Annotated in this window: 16 protein-coding genes; 12 read left to right on the top strand and 4 right to left on the bottom strand. The window is 45.0% G+C overall.

Annotated features, from left to right (window positions below; genetic code table 11):
- Positions 1 to 221 precede the first annotated feature (221 nt).
- The gene (glyA, locus tag BJP34_RS31640) at positions 222 to 1505 is read right to left on the bottom strand and encodes a serine hydroxymethyltransferase (protein ID WP_070395771.1); all 1284 of its coding nucleotides are present in this window, start codon (positions 1503 to 1505) and stop codon (positions 222 to 224) included.
- A gap of 751 nt (positions 1506 to 2256) precedes the next feature.
- Here glyA and BJP34_RS37895 point away from each other — a divergent pair.
- Both BJP34_RS37895 and BJP34_RS31645 read left to right on the top strand, forming a co-directional pair.
- The gene (locus BJP34_RS37895) at positions 2257 to 2454 is read left to right on the top strand and encodes a hypothetical protein (RefSeq protein ID WP_083305445.1); all 198 of its coding nucleotides are present in this window, start codon (positions 2257 to 2259) and stop codon (positions 2452 to 2454) included.
- A 142-nt stretch (positions 2455 to 2596) separates the two neighbouring features.
- Entirely contained in the window at positions 2597 to 3073 is a 477-nt protein-coding gene (locus BJP34_RS31645) for a Tic20 family protein (protein WP_070395772.1), read from the top strand.
- Here the strand turns inward: BJP34_RS31645 and BJP34_RS31650 are convergent.
- Complete coding sequence (locus BJP34_RS31650; protein ID WP_070395773.1) at positions 3070 to 3870, bottom strand: fumarylacetoacetate hydrolase family protein; 801 nt, start codon at positions 3868 to 3870, stop codon at positions 3070 to 3072. The two genes, BJP34_RS31645 and BJP34_RS31650, sit on opposite strands and share 4 nt — an antisense overlap.
- Positions 3871 to 4443: 573 nt before the next feature.
- Between BJP34_RS31650 and rpsF the strand changes: the two genes are divergently transcribed.
- From rpsF to BJP34_RS31665, 3 genes are all read left to right on the top strand, one after another.
- Complete coding sequence (gene rpsF / locus BJP34_RS31655; protein WP_070395774.1) at positions 4444 to 4752, top strand: 30S ribosomal protein S6; 309 nt, start codon at positions 4444 to 4446, stop codon at positions 4750 to 4752.
- Between the two features lie 262 nt (positions 4753 to 5014).
- On the top strand, positions 5015 to 5545 hold the full coding sequence (locus tag BJP34_RS31660) for an IS607 family transposase (RefSeq protein WP_229424431.1): 531 nt from the start codon (positions 5015 to 5017) through the stop codon (positions 5543 to 5545).
- A complete protein-coding gene (locus BJP34_RS31665; RefSeq protein WP_202972116.1) occupies positions 5529 to 6620 on the top strand; it encodes an RNA-guided endonuclease InsQ/TnpB family protein in 1092 nt (363 codons plus the stop codon). Before BJP34_RS31660 ends, BJP34_RS31665 begins: the two co-directional genes overlap by 17 nt.
- A 47-nt stretch (positions 6621 to 6667) precedes the next feature.
- On the opposite strand, the gene BJP34_RS31670 is transcribed toward BJP34_RS31665, so the two are convergent.
- Positions 6668 to 9337, bottom strand: a complete 2670-nt coding sequence (locus BJP34_RS31670; RefSeq protein ID WP_070395775.1) for a carboxypeptidase-like regulatory domain-containing protein — start codon at positions 9335 to 9337, stop codon at positions 6668 to 6670.
- A gap of 406 nt (positions 9338 to 9743) precedes the next feature.
- On the opposite strand from BJP34_RS31670, the gene BJP34_RS31675 reads away from it, so the two are divergent.
- From BJP34_RS31675 to BJP34_RS31705, 7 genes are all read left to right on the top strand, one after another.
- Positions 9744 to 10283, top strand: coding sequence for a hypothetical protein (locus BJP34_RS31675; protein WP_070395776.1), 540 nt, complete (start codon positions 9744 to 9746; stop codon positions 10281 to 10283).
- A 573-nt stretch (positions 10284 to 10856) separates the two neighbouring features.
- Entirely contained in the window at positions 10857 to 12350 is a 1494-nt protein-coding gene (locus BJP34_RS31680; protein ID WP_070395777.1) for an aldehyde dehydrogenase family protein, read from the top strand.
- Between the two features lie 59 nt (positions 12351 to 12409).
- Entirely contained in the window at positions 12410 to 13141 is a 732-nt protein-coding gene (locus tag BJP34_RS31685) for an enoyl-CoA hydratase/isomerase family protein (RefSeq protein ID WP_070395778.1), read from the top strand.
- 12 nt (positions 13142 to 13153) lie between these two features.
- Positions 13154 to 13333, top strand: a complete 180-nt coding sequence (locus BJP34_RS31690; protein ID WP_149031281.1) for a hypothetical protein — start codon at positions 13154 to 13156, stop codon at positions 13331 to 13333.
- A 237-nt stretch (positions 13334 to 13570) separates the two neighbouring features.
- Positions 13571 to 14521, top strand: coding sequence for a type III polyketide synthase (locus tag BJP34_RS31695; protein WP_070395780.1), 951 nt, complete (start codon positions 13571 to 13573; stop codon positions 14519 to 14521).
- A gap of 1 nt (position 14522) precedes the next feature.
- The gene (locus tag BJP34_RS31700; protein WP_070395781.1) at positions 14523 to 15221 is read left to right on the top strand and encodes an enoyl-CoA hydratase/isomerase family protein; all 699 of its coding nucleotides are present in this window, start codon (positions 14523 to 14525) and stop codon (positions 15219 to 15221) included.
- Between the two features lie 31 nt (positions 15222 to 15252).
- Entirely contained in the window at positions 15253 to 15615 is a 363-nt protein-coding gene (locus BJP34_RS31705; RefSeq protein ID WP_070395782.1) for a methyltransferase family protein, read from the top strand.
- Between the two features lie 20 nt (positions 15616 to 15635).
- On the opposite strand, the gene BJP34_RS31710 is transcribed toward BJP34_RS31705, so the two are convergent.
- Entirely contained in the window at positions 15636 to 16139 is a 504-nt protein-coding gene (locus tag BJP34_RS31710) for a TerB family tellurite resistance protein (RefSeq protein WP_070395783.1), read from the bottom strand.
- Positions 16140 to 16469 lie beyond the last annotated feature (330 nt).

The raw sequence follows: 16469 nt of genomic DNA on the forward strand, positions 1-16469 counted from the left end.
TTTTTTTTAGTTATTTGAAATTTTTACTAATCCAATCAATTGATAGGTACTTTCTGATTAATTTTAACTAACAGTTTGGCATAGTAAGTCCACAATAGCTTCTTTTGTTCTTTAACACATACTGAGGAACAGGACTTACCTAGTAAGTCTAGAGTAGGGTGGATTATTAGGTCACCCTACTGTAGGTGTCATGCTGACACTTAACTGTCAACCCTCAACCTTTAGACCAAACTTGGTACAAGAGTGGTCAGATGGGGATACAGAGGAAAGCGATCGCATAACTTTGCCACACGCTGACGACATTCAGTTGCTACTTGCTCATCCTCTGGATTCAGTAAGCGATCGGCAATAATATTACCAATCTCAGTAAATTCTGCCACTCCCATGCCTCGGGTAGTCATGGCTGGGGAACCTAGGCGCAAGCCACTGGTCACAAAGGGGGACTCTGGGTCAAAGGGAACAGTATTTTTGTTAGCTGTAATCTTGACACCGCTCACCAGTTGGTCAGCTCGCTTACCTGTCATACCAATAGAGCGCAAATCTACCAGTAATACATGGTTATCTGTACCACCAGAAACAATCTTTAACTCCCGGTTTTGCAGTGCCGTTGCCAAAGCCTTAGCATTTTCAATCACGTGGGCAGAATAGGTTTTGAATGCTGGGGTCAAGGCTTCCCCAAACGCAACAGCTTTACCAGCAATCACATGTTCCAACGGACCTCCCTGAGTTCCGGGAAACACTGCCTTATCGAACTTTTTACCCAAATCCGATTGATTGGTCAGAATCAAGCCACCCCGTGGACCACGCAGGGTCTTGTGAGTGGTAGTAGTGACCACATGGCAGTGAGGAAGGGGGTTAGGGTGATGACCAGTAGCAACTAAACCAGCAATGTGAGCCATATCCGCCATCAGGTAGGCATCCACTTCATCAGCAATGGCCCGGAATTTTTCAAAGTCAATGATGCGGGGATAGGCGGAATAGCCGCAAATAATCAGTTTGGGACGCTCTTTCAGAGCAAGTTCCCGAATCTTAGCATAGTCCAATTGCTCAGTCTCTTGGCTGACACCGTAGTGACACACCTCAAACCATTTCCCCGACACATTCACCGGTGATCCATGGGTGAGATGTCCGCCATGGGACAAATCCATCCCCATAATCTTGTCACCAGGTTTTAGTAAGGCTAGAAATACCGCAAAGTTTGCTTGAGCGCCAGAATGGGGCTGCACATTGGCATGAGCAGCACCAAAAAGTTCTTTAGCACGGTCAATCGCTACTTGTTCCACTTTGTCAATGAACTCACAGCCGCCATAGTAGCGCTTTCCGGGCAATCCCTCAGCATATTTGTTAGTTAGCACTGAGCCTTGTGCTGCCATCACCGCTGGGGAGGTGAAGTTCTCACTAGCAATAAGTTCCAGATGCTCCCGTTGACGTTGGAGTTCTTCTCCCAGATAGGTTGCTATCGTGGGATCGGTTTCGGCGAGAAAATCGAAGTTAGTTTGAGTCACTTTCTTTACTTCTAGGATCGATCACGTTTGGTAATTGACACAACAACCTTAAAGGTCTATGTGCTTACAAAAAATCCTCTGAGGCAATAAAGCCCCGTCTAGGCAGGAGCGGGGATCAAAAACTGAGGTATCGCTTTCATGCAGGGGTTGATCCCATCAGCGACTACCGGTACCGAAATAGCAGCTTTAGTCGCCCTGAAGATTTCTTGGCAGGTGGTTTGTTTGGACACGATCCTTAAACAGGACTTACCCAGTAACTCTACCTACTACAGGGTGGGTTATTAACCCACCCTATTACTTATCCCTACTACTTATCCCTACTAGTTATCCCTACTACTTATTCCTACTACATATGGGAGTTGGATGCCCAGTTTTTTAGGAGTTTTTCATAAGTCCTGTCAAACAATTCATCGGTAACGATGAGCTTAAAGCTTGACTCTGGAACGATTCAGACTCAGATTAGGCCAATTTTTATGAAAAGTTAAAGTTTGTATTATGTTAAATTATTTATTATACAACACCTAGAATCCAGGGGATATATTAAGATAATAATAGGGTTAAGCAATAGTTCTAATCAATAGCACTTATAAACAAGACTTAAGCACTAAGCTGATTGGTCAAAATTTTATATTAGTATCGGCATAAGGTATCGTGAGCAATTCAACACTTTGCTCTATGCTTAAGCCTCTTGAAAAGACCTTAGACTATTGTGCTTCGGCATCAGCCCTGATAGCGTAATGGGATTAGTGCTATGTTAGTAATTATAACGGATAACCAAGTAATTTCCCCCGACCTTGTCTGCCAATGTTGTTTACTGGCTGACCCAAGCGGTCATCCTCGCTGGCATCAAGGCAAATTGGTTTGTGCTCATTTGCTCAAGAAGCTAAGTGAGAAGCAAGCTCAACAGTATGAGTGTGAAATGGGATTCCGTCTGGTAAATATGGATTGACTTTTCTAGTAGGGGAACGCGCCCCGCGTGACATGCAGGTCAATCGCATTTAAGGTCGCTCAGGGGTAGAGTTTTGTGCTGCGCTATGCTGAATATGTAGTTAGTGTACCCCTTATCTGAACATCTTCAAGGAGAAAGCACCATGAATTGGCGCGGGTCAACAGATATTAAAGACCGGATTTTTGCAGCCCTTGCATATCTACTCCCTCTAATTGTGGTTTTGCCCTTTGGTCAATTTCTGCTAAGACAGTTTCCCATTCTCGGCATTATTTACCTGCCACTACAACCGTTGATTTCACTTTACTACGGTTTGCCTTTAGTGGGGTTAATTATTTTCTTTGTTTTATTCTTAGCCGTAGTCAGAAACCCACAAATCAGCCATTTTGTTCGCTTTAACACCATGCAAGCGATTCTTTTAGACATTCTTTTAGTTTTGTGTGGTCTATTGTTGCCAATTTTAGTCCAAGCACTAGGGGTTAACTTGCTAACAGAAACCTTATATAATATAGTATTTTTAGGAATCCTTGCCGCCTGCGGCTACTCCATGATTCAATCATTGATGGGTCGTTACGCAGAAATACCAAGCCTTAGTCAAGCCGTTTACAGCCAAGTCCCCTAGTCTTGCTTAGTCTTGGCCTGGGTCGGGCGTGATATCACCGTATTTTCCAACTGACCAATTCCCTCAATTTCCACCCGGACGCGATCGCCAACTTCCATTGCTCCTACTCCTTTGGGTGTCCCCGTAAGAATCACATCCCCTGGTACTAGGGTCATCACCTGGGAAATGTAAGATACCAGAACATCTGGCGGAAATACCATTTGACTAATTAAAGCGGATTGTACTGGCTCAGGGTTGTCATTCAGAAATGTCTGCAATTTTGCCCCAGCACTCAACTCCCGGACTATCCAGGGTCCGAGGGGACAAAAGCTATTAAATCCCTTAGCCCTGGTCCATTGCGGATCCCGCTTTTGTAAATCCCGAGCCGTTACGTCATTAGCGATCGTATAACCCCAAATTTTGGATTGAGCTTCGTCTGGTGTGCAGTCTAAGCAATAGTCACCGATTACCAGTGCTAACTCTCCCTCATAGTCCACTCGCTGAGACTGAGGCGGATACTGGATGGCTTGAGAGTCAGCAATTATAGTGGTAGGGGGTTTAAGAAACAGTAAGGGTTCCTCAGGAACTGATGTTCCAAATTCTGCTGCGTGTTCAGTATAGTTTTTCCCTACAGCCACGATTTTAGTTGGTGCACACGGGGCCAGCAATTGATAGCTTTCTGGTTCCAACTCTAAATCTATAGGTTGTCCCTGTAACCAAGGTGGTGCATCCAGCACCTGAATAGTGCGGGTCACCTGTAACAAACCGTAGTAGGTCTGTCCTTTAGAAGATTTAACTCGGACGTAACGCTGTGTCATAACAATAGATGTTCCTTGATAATTTTACGAAAATTCTCTACTTTACCTAAAGTAGTATTGAGTTGGTAGTACGTCAGTACTTAGTACTGATAATAGATTGTCCTTAACAGTACAATAGATAATAAGCTGCATTTAGACATAGCATCTTCTGGTAGTGTCTGGTTGTGTCTAGTGGTATTCCCCTTTGACGAATTTACTATCTTTGGACACAACTTAATTGAAATTTAATTGAAATTGGTTGCACAAAGGGTTACAATGTGAAATCGGTAATCCTTGTCAAGGATTCAGATAAAGGATTCAGATAAAAGTATTCAGATAAGTCTGACCACTCCAAACACTTACCGATCCGGTAAGTGTCCGCTTAAGTAGGGATAGATCAATTCCTTGCTTCTTTAACTATCCAGTAGCAAGCAAGTCAATTACCCAACCTTGACTATGACTTAAGGTGTGGTTCAAGGAAAGCTGATTGTTAGTGCTGATTGTTAGTGCTGATTGTTAGTGCTGTCTATCGGATAAAAAGAAGCCAAATTGTCCATAAGGAGATTAATACCAGTGCCAAACACTTACGAAATGATGTACATCCTCCGTCCTGATTTGGGCGAGGAACAAGTAGATCAAGCTATCGGCAAATACCGAGACCTATTGCAGGAACTCGGTGGAGAGCAAATCGAGATTCAGCATCGTGGCAAGCGTCGTTTAGCCTATCCCATAGATAGGTACCGGGAAGGGATTTATATCCAAATGAACTATAATGGACCAGGTACCCATGTCGCCAAGATTGAGCGAGCAATGCGTATAAGTCAAGATGTGATTCGCTACCTCACCATCAGACAGGAATCATCCCCAGCCCCTAAACCAGAACCAGCAGAAGTTGAAGGGTGAACTCTTGGTATTCCAGGGAGTAATGGGTAATGGGTAACAGGTAATAGGTAATGGGTAATGGGTAACAGGTAATAGGTAATGGGTAGTTGAGAATTACCTATTACCTATCCACTCTTTGCTGGCGACAAAATACTAAGGATTGTGACAGTTAACCAAATTGTCCAGTAATATCCCAAAATCTCCAAATATTTGGTAGATTATAAGGAGGGCACTCGTACCACTTCGTAAGGCGGTCGAACTTACGGGACTATCTAGGAACACTCTGAGGAAATATGCGGACGATGGAACGATCAAATCCGAAAAAACTCCAGGAGGAACAAGGTTTTTTGACACAGAAAGCCTGCTCAGTCTGGGGCGAAGACAACCAAGACAGCCAGCTACCATCTGTTACTGCCGAGTCAGCAGTAGCAAACAATTTGACGACCTCGCCAGGCAAATTGCCTACATGCACTCCCTCTTCCCGGAAGCGGAAATCATCTTTGACATCGGATCAGGTCTCAACTATAAACGCAAAGGTCTTAGAACCATACTGGAACGGCTTGTGCGAGGAGATCAGCTCACGATTGCTGTTGCCTGCCCTTGCAGACTTACCAGATTTGGATTTGAACTCATTGAGTACTTGGTCAGTCTCAACGGTGGAAAAATCATGGGATCCGACCAACCTGAAAGTTGCCCCGAGGCTGAACTCACGGCAGATATTCTCTCCATCATTCACGTCTTCTCCTGTAGAGTCCACGGACTCAGAAAGTACGGGACAAAAATCAAAGAAGATAAGAGTGTTCCTAAACTCTGAACAGCGTGCAATTATCCGCCACTGGTTTGGAGTGTCCCGTTATGTTTTTAATAAAACTGTAAAAATCCTAGAAAATGGCGAAAAAAAAGCTAACTGGTTTGCCATTAAAACGGAAATAGTAAACAACCTTCCCGAGTGGTGCAAGACAGTACCTTATCAAATTAAATCCATAGCGATTAAGGAGGCTTGCACGGCTGTTAGGGAAGCCAAGAAGAAGTATAAAAAGACTGGCCAAATTAATCGGGTTAGGTTTAGGTCTCGAAAGAATCCCGTTCAATCTTGTTACATTCCTAAATCAGCCGTTTCAGCTAAAGGCATTTATCACACAAAATTAGGTGAATTAACTTTTACTGAAACCATTCCCGGTAATATTGGTGACTGTCGATTAACTAGCACTAATGGGGACTATTACCTAACAGTTCCCCACAAAAGCACTCAAATAAAAGCCGAAAGCCAAGGCAGAGTAGTCGCTTTAGACCCTGGTGTTAGAACATTCTTGACGTTTTTCAGTGAAAACTCCGTTGGCAAAATTGGAGAAGGTGACTTTTCCCGAATTCAGCGACTATGTGCTCACCTCGATCGTTTGCTGTCCAGAACAAGTAAAGCTAAAGGCAAACAAAAATATCGAATGAAGAGAGCCGCTAGACGGATAATCATCAAAATCAAGAACCTGATAAACGAACTACATCACAAAGCTGCTCGATTACTAGTTGATCACTTTGACGTAATACTGCTTCCTACTTTTGAAACCTCTCAGATGTCAAACAGAAAGACCAGGAAAATCAGGTCTTTGACTGTTCGCAACATGCTGTCTTTTGCTCATTACAGGTTTAAAGAGTTTCTAAAGCATAAAGCATCTGAGACAGGCAAAATTGTCCTTGACGTCTGTGAAGCTTATACCAGTAAAACTGTTAGTTGGACTGGTGAACTAGTCAATATTGGCGGAAGTAAAACCATCAAATCAAAAATTGATGGTCGTTTAATGGATCGCGACATCAATGGCGCTCGTGGAATTTTTCTGCGGGCTTTGGTAGATACACCCTGGCTGAAAAATCAGCTTGCATTGGCGGGCTAAAGCCTACCTTGGTAGATTTTGGTAGCTAAAAAGTATCGGATTAAAGACTAAGGTTTAAGGAGTATCGATAAATTCAGTTCTTGGAAAGGTTCGGAATCTGGCTTAATCTCAATTTGATTTGGTTGAGCCGATTCACCATTAATCAGTAAATTATACTTACCCTGCTGCAAGCCTTCTAAATAAAAGACCCCAGCACCGTTGGTAATCGAAAAAATCGATTTTCCTGAATCAACTGGTACTGCTTCTACCTTCGCCCCCTGCACCGCTTCTCCCGCAGCATCAGTTACTACACCTGCAAAGGTGTAGGATAGTACCATTGGCACAGTAACCGGAGTATAGCTACCCGGCACCACCTCCACTGCATAAGCGGATTCCTCGGGTTTCCAGTCGATGGGATATCCGGCAGGGTCAAGGTCGAGGCGATAGGTGTCAGGGTCGAGTTTGACAAAAATCCCATTGTTGCGAATATCTGGTCGAAACGAGGTTATCGATTTATTATTCAGCAGTAACAGTAAATCAGGCTCTTCGACGTAAATCTCTTCCCCTTTATCTCGCTTACCATTGCCATTGTTGTCAAAGAATGGCTGAATTAACAATCCTCCTCGGCTGCGTAAGCGGTCAAAGCGGGTGTCGGCACCGCTAATCCCTGATTGAACATTGATATTGGGAGAAAGCTCAATCCTGAAGGTGCTGCCATCAGAGGTAGTAGATATGTCTTGGTAACGTAACCGCAATACTAATCCGGGAATCACGGCACTGGAAGCTGAGGCAATCAATCCATTACCCCGAGAACCGAAGCCATAGCCGAAATCAAAGTCCCAGAGATATCGACCATCACTAGACTGTTGTGGAGAACGATAGCGCCAAGCTAAGCGAGCCAGGTGATCATCACGGTTATTGGAATCCCGGGTTTCGTAACCCAGTAGCAGAGAATGTCCTCTTGAGGCACTGCTATTGGACAAATAATAAATTAGTTCGGAATTGGTAGTGATTTCATTGCCTCGATGGGACAGTCTCAGACTTCCCAGGTTAGACCTCAAACTCCAGCGCAAGTTATTATTGGTGTCGATGTCAGCACTGGCAAAGAGTGAGAAATTTTGGCTAGTGTGAAAAATGCTCATACCAGCAGCTAAGGCTTCCTCCCTAGTGTTACCGCTGGCTCTCAAGGTTAAACCACGAAAGGCTTGCCAGTTGACCCGAAACCGCTGGGCTAGACTATCACTGTTGAAGTTAAAGCTTAGCTTAGGAGAAGGTTGGAAGTTAATACTCGCATCATAGTCTATCCCCTCATCCTCTGTACCCAAAAGAGCCGACACTTTTACCTTTAAGGGAAAGCCAGCAGGTTGATAGAATAGTTCCCCTAACCCCAACACTGACTCGTCGTAAACCACCCCCATCCCTAACGTCAGGTCTTCTGTCACTCCTAAGCGATAGGCAATTCCCCCCCGTACGTCTGTAAACTCACCGAAGAAATTCCCATTCTGGCTCGATTCTCGACTCAAGCCAGTGGAAACAACTAAAGCAGAGGCTCCCTTGGTCAATTGACCAGGTAGAGTAGAGAAATTGGCCTCTCGAATTTCTGGTTCCGCAGTAAGCTGTCCATCCGGGTATAGAAAGACCCGATAAGTATTGCTACCGCCTCGTCCAGTTATGACATTTTCAAAGCGGTAAACCCCAGAGGAGTCCACTAGGATTTCATCCACCACCACATCATTAAAACCTTGGGTCAGCTGCACCAACGTACCCGGTTCAGCTTCCCCAGTAATGCTGCGTCCAATGTCATTGGCTTGTAACCGTTGGGTAGGACTAAATCCACCCCTTGATAAGGGTGGGGTAAATCCCCAGCGCTGGATAGTGGTCGCACCCCAATATTGACCTGTTCCTTGATTTCGCCAAAAGGTGGGCTGGGAACCTAGGACAAAATCCGCTGCATCGGTTTGCCGAAAATACTGGGCTTCCTGTAACCGAAACGTCCCAGTATTGGTTAAATCCGGTTGGCGAGTCCTAACAAACCAGCTACCTCCTAATAAGGTGCCGACGGTGGTAAATTCTCCACTATAGTTTGTGGAATTAGAAAAGGAACTGCTACCACCCCCTCTGCCACTAATATTTACCCGTTGTCTGATCGCGGATATGCTAAAGGCAGGGGCATCAATCTCAGATAATCCTTCCAGTACGACTGGGATTTCTCGAGTTCGCCGACCTTTGCGCCGCACATTCAACCAAGGGGGATTAAACGTAATGGCGTATTCAATCATGTCAAACTCCGTCGGGACTCCTAGAAGAGTTTGGATGGTTTTGACAGGAATGACTACTCCTAATTCTGGGTCAGTTGGTAATTCTTCTGGATTGATGCGGGTGACTAAACCAGGCGATCGCACTTCTAATTGACCATCGTCTAAGGGTTTGACATCTAATTTCAAGCCCTGAATCACATCATCTAAGGGAATCAGCCACGTTTCAAAATTAATTGCCTGGGAACCATCTTCAAATCCCCGCACTAAGGTACTAGGAATCACATTCTGTTTTCCCAGATTGACGCCTACAGGAAGAATAATCAATGGATAACTATCGTTTCGCCTTGGGCTAGAGGTAGTGGCGGCGACTTCCGGTTTTGATACCTCAGGTGCTAGGGTTTGGGCAACAACGGAAGTTATGGTAATCCAAGAACACAAGAGAGTTGTTACAGCTAGATAAGCTAGTGAAATAATTTTCATCCAACACCTATGAGCTGACTAAATGCTGACTAAATTTTTTAAGGGAAACTACATACAGACTTCCCAACTTGGTCAGCTCAAGTAACAGTAACTAAGGGGTTTGATACTTCAGAGTTGTTGCACTAGGAGTACTTACGTAGTAACTCTACCTGTCGATTGGTTTCTTTTGGCACTTTACTACTAGAAAAACGATCACCCCATCAGCCCATCAGCCCATCAGCCCATCACCCCATCACCCCATCACCCCATCACCCCATCACCCCATCACCCCATCACCGGTAATTTCATCCACCGTAATCAACTTCACTGAATTTTTAACTTCGGTATCTTTCCGGATGTATTCAGTTAATAAATTAGGAAACAATAGAAGTATAAACAAACAGTTTATTTCCACCAGATAAAGGACATGAGAAACCAATTCGGTAAATCCTTAGTTATTTCCGCCTTGACTGCTGTAGGTGTTGCTGCTGGTGCTACCAGTGCCTTTGCTCAGGTACCTCCTGGTCCTTCTGCTCCTATAGAGCAGGATTTTGAATTTGAGGGCACAGTAGAGGGAACCTGTTCTTTTGTAGATGTTCAACCTGGTGCTTTGACAAACCCTAATCCCGAAGTATTAGCTGTTGTTAACCCAGGTGATTATGCTACAGGTTTGATGCTTTGTAATAGTCCAGCAACTATCTCTCTTGGAGACTTGATGGCGACGAATGACCTATCTCAAGACCTTTTAGACACCGCAGAGACCTACAACTATGGCGTTTCTTTTACTGAGATTGGTGGTGCAACAAATGGTGAAATCAAACGTACTATGGGAGACCCTGCAGCAGAACCACTAAATTTACCTCCTAGCGAATTCGAGGTTGAAGCTGACATGGAGATCGTGGGACTTTTACCCCTTGAAGGTGGTGATTACGCCTTTAAGTTTACGGTGACAGCTACAGCTAACTAAACTCAACTATTGGCTGGAAGCCAGCGACCTATCCCGCTGGAAAATTGATGTAAATGCAATTAACCTCTATATCTTTTTGTTGTCTCCGTGGGAATCGGCTTTACCCGATTTATCCTACGGAGATTTTACCAAAAAACGACTGATTTATAAGAATCTAACATTAGCTAATTATTCTATCAATATCTATAATAGCCTTTCCAGACATATTTAAGGTCAAACAATTATGATCTGTATTATTTAATCTGGGAATTAAATCCACAATAATCCTATAAAAATTATCACCATATTTACCGTAATTTTAGTCACAAAAGGCGGTGATTACACCTTTAAGTTTAAGGTGACAGCTACAGCTAACTAAACTCAACTATTGGCTGGAAGCGAGCCACATATCCCGCTTAGGGAAATTCCAGCTATTTTGTATAAATTGTAATTGACATACAAAATAGGCTTTTAACCAGTTAGTGATTCTGATGGCTGGTTAAATCATCCCGCAATCATCCACCAAAAATACATCAAATCTTTATTAAGTCTTTAGATTTAACACTTCTGCCCTTGGTATCATAAACATGATACTTGTTCTTTAAAGAACCCAAGAAATCAGATGTTGCTTCGACAAAAATCGCGCCATTTCATCAGTTGGAAGACAAAGTAGTGAGCAATATCAGTGATCAGACAGAATGCGATCAAATTCAACCGGAAGTCGATCGCTTACTGGATAGAGCTGAAACAGCTGCAGGTATTTTTAGCACTTATACCACAGCACAGGTGCAGAAAATTATTGAAGCGATGGCCCAGGCGGGGAAGGAAAAGGCCGAATTCTACGCTGAATGGTCGGTACGTGAGACGGGCTACGGTAATGTGAGTGATAATGTGAAAAAAAACCTGGACTGTTCCCTGGGGTTGCTGGAAAGATACCAGACTGCTGATTTTATCGATCCTGTTGTGGATTATGAAAAGAAAATCATCAGTTTTCCTAAACCCGCAGGCATTATCGTTGCGCTGATACCGAGTACCAATCCGGTGATGACCGTCTATTACAAGGCAATGGTTAGCATGATGACCCGGAATACGGTTATTTTTTCTCCTCACCCCGCCGCGAAAGAATGCTCGATACACGTGGTTGATTTGATGGCTCAAGCCGCTGAGAAAGCAGGTGCCCCGGAAGGGGCAATTCAAACCATACGTACCCCTGGCATCCTCTCCCTCAACTGTTTGATGGAATCGCCCCGTGTTGGTCTGATTCTCGCGACTGGTGGTCCCAACAGGGTGCATGGGGCCTACCGTTCCGGCAATCCGGCAATCGGTATGGGGCCAGGTAATGTGGCCTGTTTTGTGCATCAGTCAGCCAACATCCCTGTTGCGGCTGAACAAATCATTGCTAGTAACAGTTTCGATCATGCTCTACCTTGTGTCTGTGAATCCGTGGTAATCGCGGATCGCGCCATTGATCCGCAGCTCAAAGCAGCTATGGGGGCATCGGGCGGGTATTTTGTGAGCGATGAAGCAGAGGAAAAACTGCGCGCGTATCTTTTCCCCGACCGTGGAGTCAATCCTTTAGCCCTGGGGAAAAGTGCGGCCTGGATTGCCCAGCAGGCAGGTTTTTCTGTACCAGAGGGCACGAAAAGCCTGATCGTTGAAATTGACACAGTGGGTGCAGATGAACCGATCAGCCAAGAGAAACTGTTCCCGGTTATGGGATATATTGCAGTTGACGGGGTACAAGCTGCCATTGACACTGCTTTAGGGATGCTGGATACAATGGGCAAAGGTCACTCGGCAGTGATTCACACTAATGACCCTGCAGTTGTAGCGCGTTATACCGCAGCTCTGCCGGTCTGCCGAATTGCGGTGAATACCAAGGGTGTAGAAGGCTCCAGTGGTTTTTCCACCAATCTGACCCGGGGTCCAGTGATCGGCACTGGCTTTTTTGGCGGCAGCTCGGTGGATGACAATATCGGTCCTAAATATCTGGTGCAGTGGTCCCGTGCCGCTTATCCTACCGATCTGGAAGTATCAATGGGAGATATGGAAGCAGCGGTTGCCCAACTGTTGTCGCAATCAGTGTAAAGGTTGTGGACAAGATTGTGGGTTGGGATTAGACAAGCAAACAAAAGGTATTCAAGACAATGGCAACAGTTTCGGGTACTGTGCACATGAAATACGTTGGGGAATCGGATAATATTGCACTTTTCATCCTCGATCGTCCCGATAAAGCCAACGCATACCATAATGCTATGATCTGCCAGTTCGCAGAACAGCTAGCGGCGGCGGTTGCCAATCCTTCCATTCGCGCAGGGGTGGTCACCGGTGCAGGGGATAGGGTATTTTGTGCCGGTGCCGATATATCCAGCTTTGCAAACAGGTCTTATCAGGATGGGTTAAATTTACTGAGCCGACAGCTTTTTGATAACTGGGCTAATGCACCGTGGCCCACGGTGGCAGCAATTCAGGGACCTGCCATTGCAGGGGGACTGGAACTTGCTCTTGCTTCTGATTTGCGCATCTGTAGTCCCTCAAGTTGGTTTTCACTGCCTGAAATCGATTTGGGGTTGATCCCGGCTGCTGGAGGGATTCGTCGCCTAAGCAAACTCGTAAACGAAGCTAGAGCAAAGGCGATGATTCTGTTCGGACAGAAAGTAGATAGTGCAACTGCTTTGGAATGGGGGCTGGTTTCTCAAATCAGCGATCGCGTCCTAGAAGATGGGATTCACCTTGCGGAAGCTGCCGCACGACGGGATCCTCTGGCTACCCGCCTGGCTAAAATGGCTTTGCAATCGGTTAATACAAGTTTGGGAGATGCAAGCGTAGAAGCAGTTGCCCAAGCCCTGCTCTATAATCGCAAAACCCAAGTAGAATAGATGGAGCAGAAAATGCAAACTTCTTCAGTTTGCCCAAGGCTAATTGCGATTGGCACGGAAACACCGCCACAAAAATGTACCCAATCCCAAGTGCTGGAGCTTTTTGGGATAACGGATAAGAGAATCAACAAAATCTTTAGCTGTCCGGCAAAAGAAGCCCCACACCTAATGCGTAGCATAGGTGTGGGATGAATTTTGCACAGGGTATTATAAAATTGCTATAATATATGTACTGATAAACAAAGCCGAAAATGCTGGTTTGTCAGCCACCTACGTTCCTAAAAAATAGAACTTATTGTATTGTTCCGGCGCGGAGGGGCATCCCGTGTCGTAAATAAAGCTTACCGAGTATCCGTTCGCGTAGCGTCGGCGAAAGCCGATAGCGATGGCTGGAGTTGGTAAGAAGCCCACACTGTAATCTTCGATTCAGTGTGGGAGTATGTCACTAATTCCCATATTAAATCCCGGCATCTCTGCCTGCCAAAGCCTAATCCTGATGGCAGCATACCCGACGAAAGCCCTGGGGAGTTACTGGACAAACACCAGCGCGTGGCTTTGGATATTGGACAGTCCGCAATCAAAAAAGCCCTAAAAAAAGCTGGGCTTACTCCTCAGGATATTGATTACATGGCAGTGGTATCAACCACTGGCCTACTGTGTCCGAGCCTAACGGCGCACTATATAAAAGCATTGGGAATGCGTCCGGATATTCAGCGCATTGATATTGTGGGAATGGGTTGTAATGGCGGATTAAACGGCATGCAACCTGTAGTCAATTTTTGTGCAGTCCACCCAGAGGCAATCGGTCTATTACTTTGTGTGGAAGTATGCTCTGCAATGTATGTTATTGATGAGACCATAACCACTGCGGTGGTGAATTCCCTGTTCGGAGATGGTGCAGCAGCAGCGGTGATTTCTGCAAAACCTTTCCCTTTGGTACCCACCGGTCCTAAAATTCTTGGCTTCACTTCCCATATCATCCCGGAGGCCATTGACGCGATCCGGCTAGACTTTGAGGAAACCAAATATTCGTTGTACCTGGATAAACAAATTCCCTACCTGCTGGGACTGAATGTCAACACACCTGTGGATAATCTGTTATGGCGCTTTAGCCGCAAACGCCGGGATATTAAGCACTGGATTATTCATTCCGGCGGACGTAAAGTGATCGATTCGCTCAAATATTCGTTAAATATCACCGAGCACGATGTGCGATATACCACGAGTATATTACAAAATTATGGTAACTTATCCTCCGCTTCCTTTCTATTTTCCCATGAAAAATTATTGGAGGAAGATGTAGCCCAGACGGGAGATTCGGTGGTCATGATCACTATGGGACCAGGCTCGACCATTGAATGCTGCTTAGGAGAATTCTGAAATGAAGCAATACACAACTATCAAATTGACCGAACAGGATGCGATCGCTAATGTGAATTTACTATGGCCAGATTCGAGTAGATTGAATCTGGTCTTATTGTCCGAATTAATTGAGTTGATGGATTACCTGGAAGATGAAAGCGCCTGTACGCTGATCGTATTTCAGGGGCTGAGTACCCAGCAACAATCCCTTAATCCAACTCCTCCCGATATTGACCATTGCAGCAAGTGGGAAAAATTCTTAGTGCGTCTGGAACGTTTGGCGGGGGCTTCGATCGCTTGTATTAATGGATTTTGCACTCGTTTTCATTTTCAATTGGCCCTTGCCTGCGATTATCGTGTAGCAACAACCCGCTCAGTGTTCCAAGCGCCGGAAGTCAAAGAAGGTTACCTGCCTGGAATGAGTGTATTCCGACTGGCCAAATATACCGGAATTGGCCATGCCCGTCGGTTGCTTTTCACCGGTGCCCAGTGGTCCGCTGCCGAAGCTGCTGGATTCGGGATTGTCGATCGACAATGCGAAGCAACGACCTTTGAAAAGGCGATTCAGGAATCTCAGGAGGCACTGATGCCGATCCATCCTAAAGTCTTGCAAAACACGCGCAGGTTGCTCAATGAGTCTTTCGCAACATCCTATGAAGATGCCATCGGGCATTTCCTAGCAGTACAAAACCTATGTTTAGGTAAATTACCGCAATAAACGGTTACTCATCTGTAGGACAACAATCAAAATGATTCCCTATCAACAGATGTTTTGCATATTGGACTATCGGATAGTCTCCTATTTCACGGAAACTTGTATTGGGCTTGGGGTGTTTGACCATCTTGCTGCACGCCCCTTACCTGTGTCGGAGTTAGCCGAGCTGACTGGGACGCACCAGCGGGCGCTCTACCGCTGCGTGCGTGGACTTGCTCATTTTGATTTGTTTGCGATCGCAGCAGAATCTACCGTTTCACTTACCGATGTCTCACGACACTTGATCCTAGAATCCGAATTTTCCCTCAGGCCGTGGCACGAACATAAAGCCGACTTTGAACTACTTGAAACCCAGCGGCTGCGATCAATTGATGCAGTAGTTGCTGTTCGTAGATAGAGTGCTAGTTTTGAACTGTTCTAAGCATCCTCACCTGGTATCCCCTCAGGGTGCCAGATTTTGATACGCTTCTCCCGAAATGCTTTTTCTTCTTCATAAAGGTTCTCCAGTTCTATCACCTTGTCTTCAGAGATTCCCAACTTCGCAGCCATCTTACGAATGGTGGCTTTTTCTCCGTCGCTATATTCACCATCAGCAGCCGAAGCCTGAATTGCTTCGTAAACTAACGCATAACGTCCTTTTTTGGCGAGTGGATCACTGAACACAAGTTTTTCTATGTCATCAGTAGAGCCAGTTCCGTTATAATTCCTCACTTCATCAATTTGACTTTCACTCATCTCAGGATGATAGGTTGTGGCGTGACCAATTACCCAATCCCGTTCTGCTTGTGTGAGTTCTCCATCCCCGTTGGCACACAGCAGAAGCGCCTTGTACCAAATTACAGACGTTTCAGGAGGGAGCGTCTTTGTGATCCCGTAACGTTCGGTCTTGATCCACGGTGCCGGTCCATACACTTCATACATTATTATTTTTCTCCTGTGCTCAACTGCCATTAAGTATACATAGCAATCCGATCTGATCCTTGAAATATAGTGGCCGAAGCTATCGCTATAACCCTTGCCCCACAAAAATTTTATATTTTGCTGATTTTACAAATTATTTAGGATTGCTATAGCCAGTTTACAATCTGTTAATCTAAGCCAAAGGTTCACTATATAAAAATTCAGCTATATGTGATCCATCAGCCACTAATAACTAGTAAGTAATAAAAAGTAATAATTATATAAATTTCGTATATCTTTGGGAATAATCCGAATGGTAATAGGGGAATAATACGGATATAAAACCGTAAC

The organism is Moorena producens PAL-8-15-08-1 (genome assembly GCF_001767235.1).
In the GTDB taxonomy this organism is placed as follows: domain Bacteria; phylum Cyanobacteriota; class Cyanobacteriia; order Cyanobacteriales; family Coleofasciculaceae; genus Moorena; species Moorena producens_A.

Excerpts from the sequence above, each read along its gene's own strand:
- BJP34_RS37895 (WP_083305445.1), top strand. The coding sequence starts at position 2,257 with ATGTTAGTAATTATAACGGATAACCAAGTAATTTCCCCCGACCTTGTC.
- BJP34_RS31645 (WP_070395772.1), top strand. The coding sequence starts at position 2,597 with ATGAATTGGCGCGGGTCAACAGATATTAAAGACCGGATTTTTGCAGCC.
- BJP34_RS31650 (WP_070395773.1), bottom strand. The coding sequence starts at position 3,870 with ATGACACAGCGTTACGTCCGAGTTAAATCTTCTAAAGGACAGACCTAC.
- rpsF (WP_070395774.1), top strand. The coding sequence starts at position 4,444 with ATGTACATCCTCCGTCCTGATTTGGGCGAGGAACAAGTAGATCAAGCT.
- BJP34_RS31670 (WP_070395775.1), bottom strand. The coding sequence starts at position 9,337 with ATGAAAATTATTTCACTAGCTTATCTAGCTGTAACAACTCTCTTGTGT.
- BJP34_RS31675 (WP_070395776.1), top strand. The coding sequence starts at position 9,744 with ATGAGAAACCAATTCGGTAAATCCTTAGTTATTTCCGCCTTGACTGCT.
- BJP34_RS31685 (WP_070395778.1), top strand. The coding sequence starts at position 12,410 with ATGGCAACAGTTTCGGGTACTGTGCACATGAAATACGTTGGGGAATCG.
- BJP34_RS31690 (WP_149031281.1), top strand. The coding sequence starts at position 13,154 with ATGCAAACTTCTTCAGTTTGCCCAAGGCTAATTGCGATTGGCACGGAA.
- BJP34_RS31700 (WP_070395781.1), top strand. The coding sequence starts at position 14,523 with ATGAAGCAATACACAACTATCAAATTGACCGAACAGGATGCGATCGCT.
- BJP34_RS31705 (WP_070395782.1), top strand. The coding sequence starts at position 15,253 with ATGATTCCCTATCAACAGATGTTTTGCATATTGGACTATCGGATAGTC.
- BJP34_RS31710 (WP_070395783.1), bottom strand. The coding sequence starts at position 16,139 with ATGTATGAAGTGTATGGACCGGCACCGTGGATCAAGACCGAACGTTAC.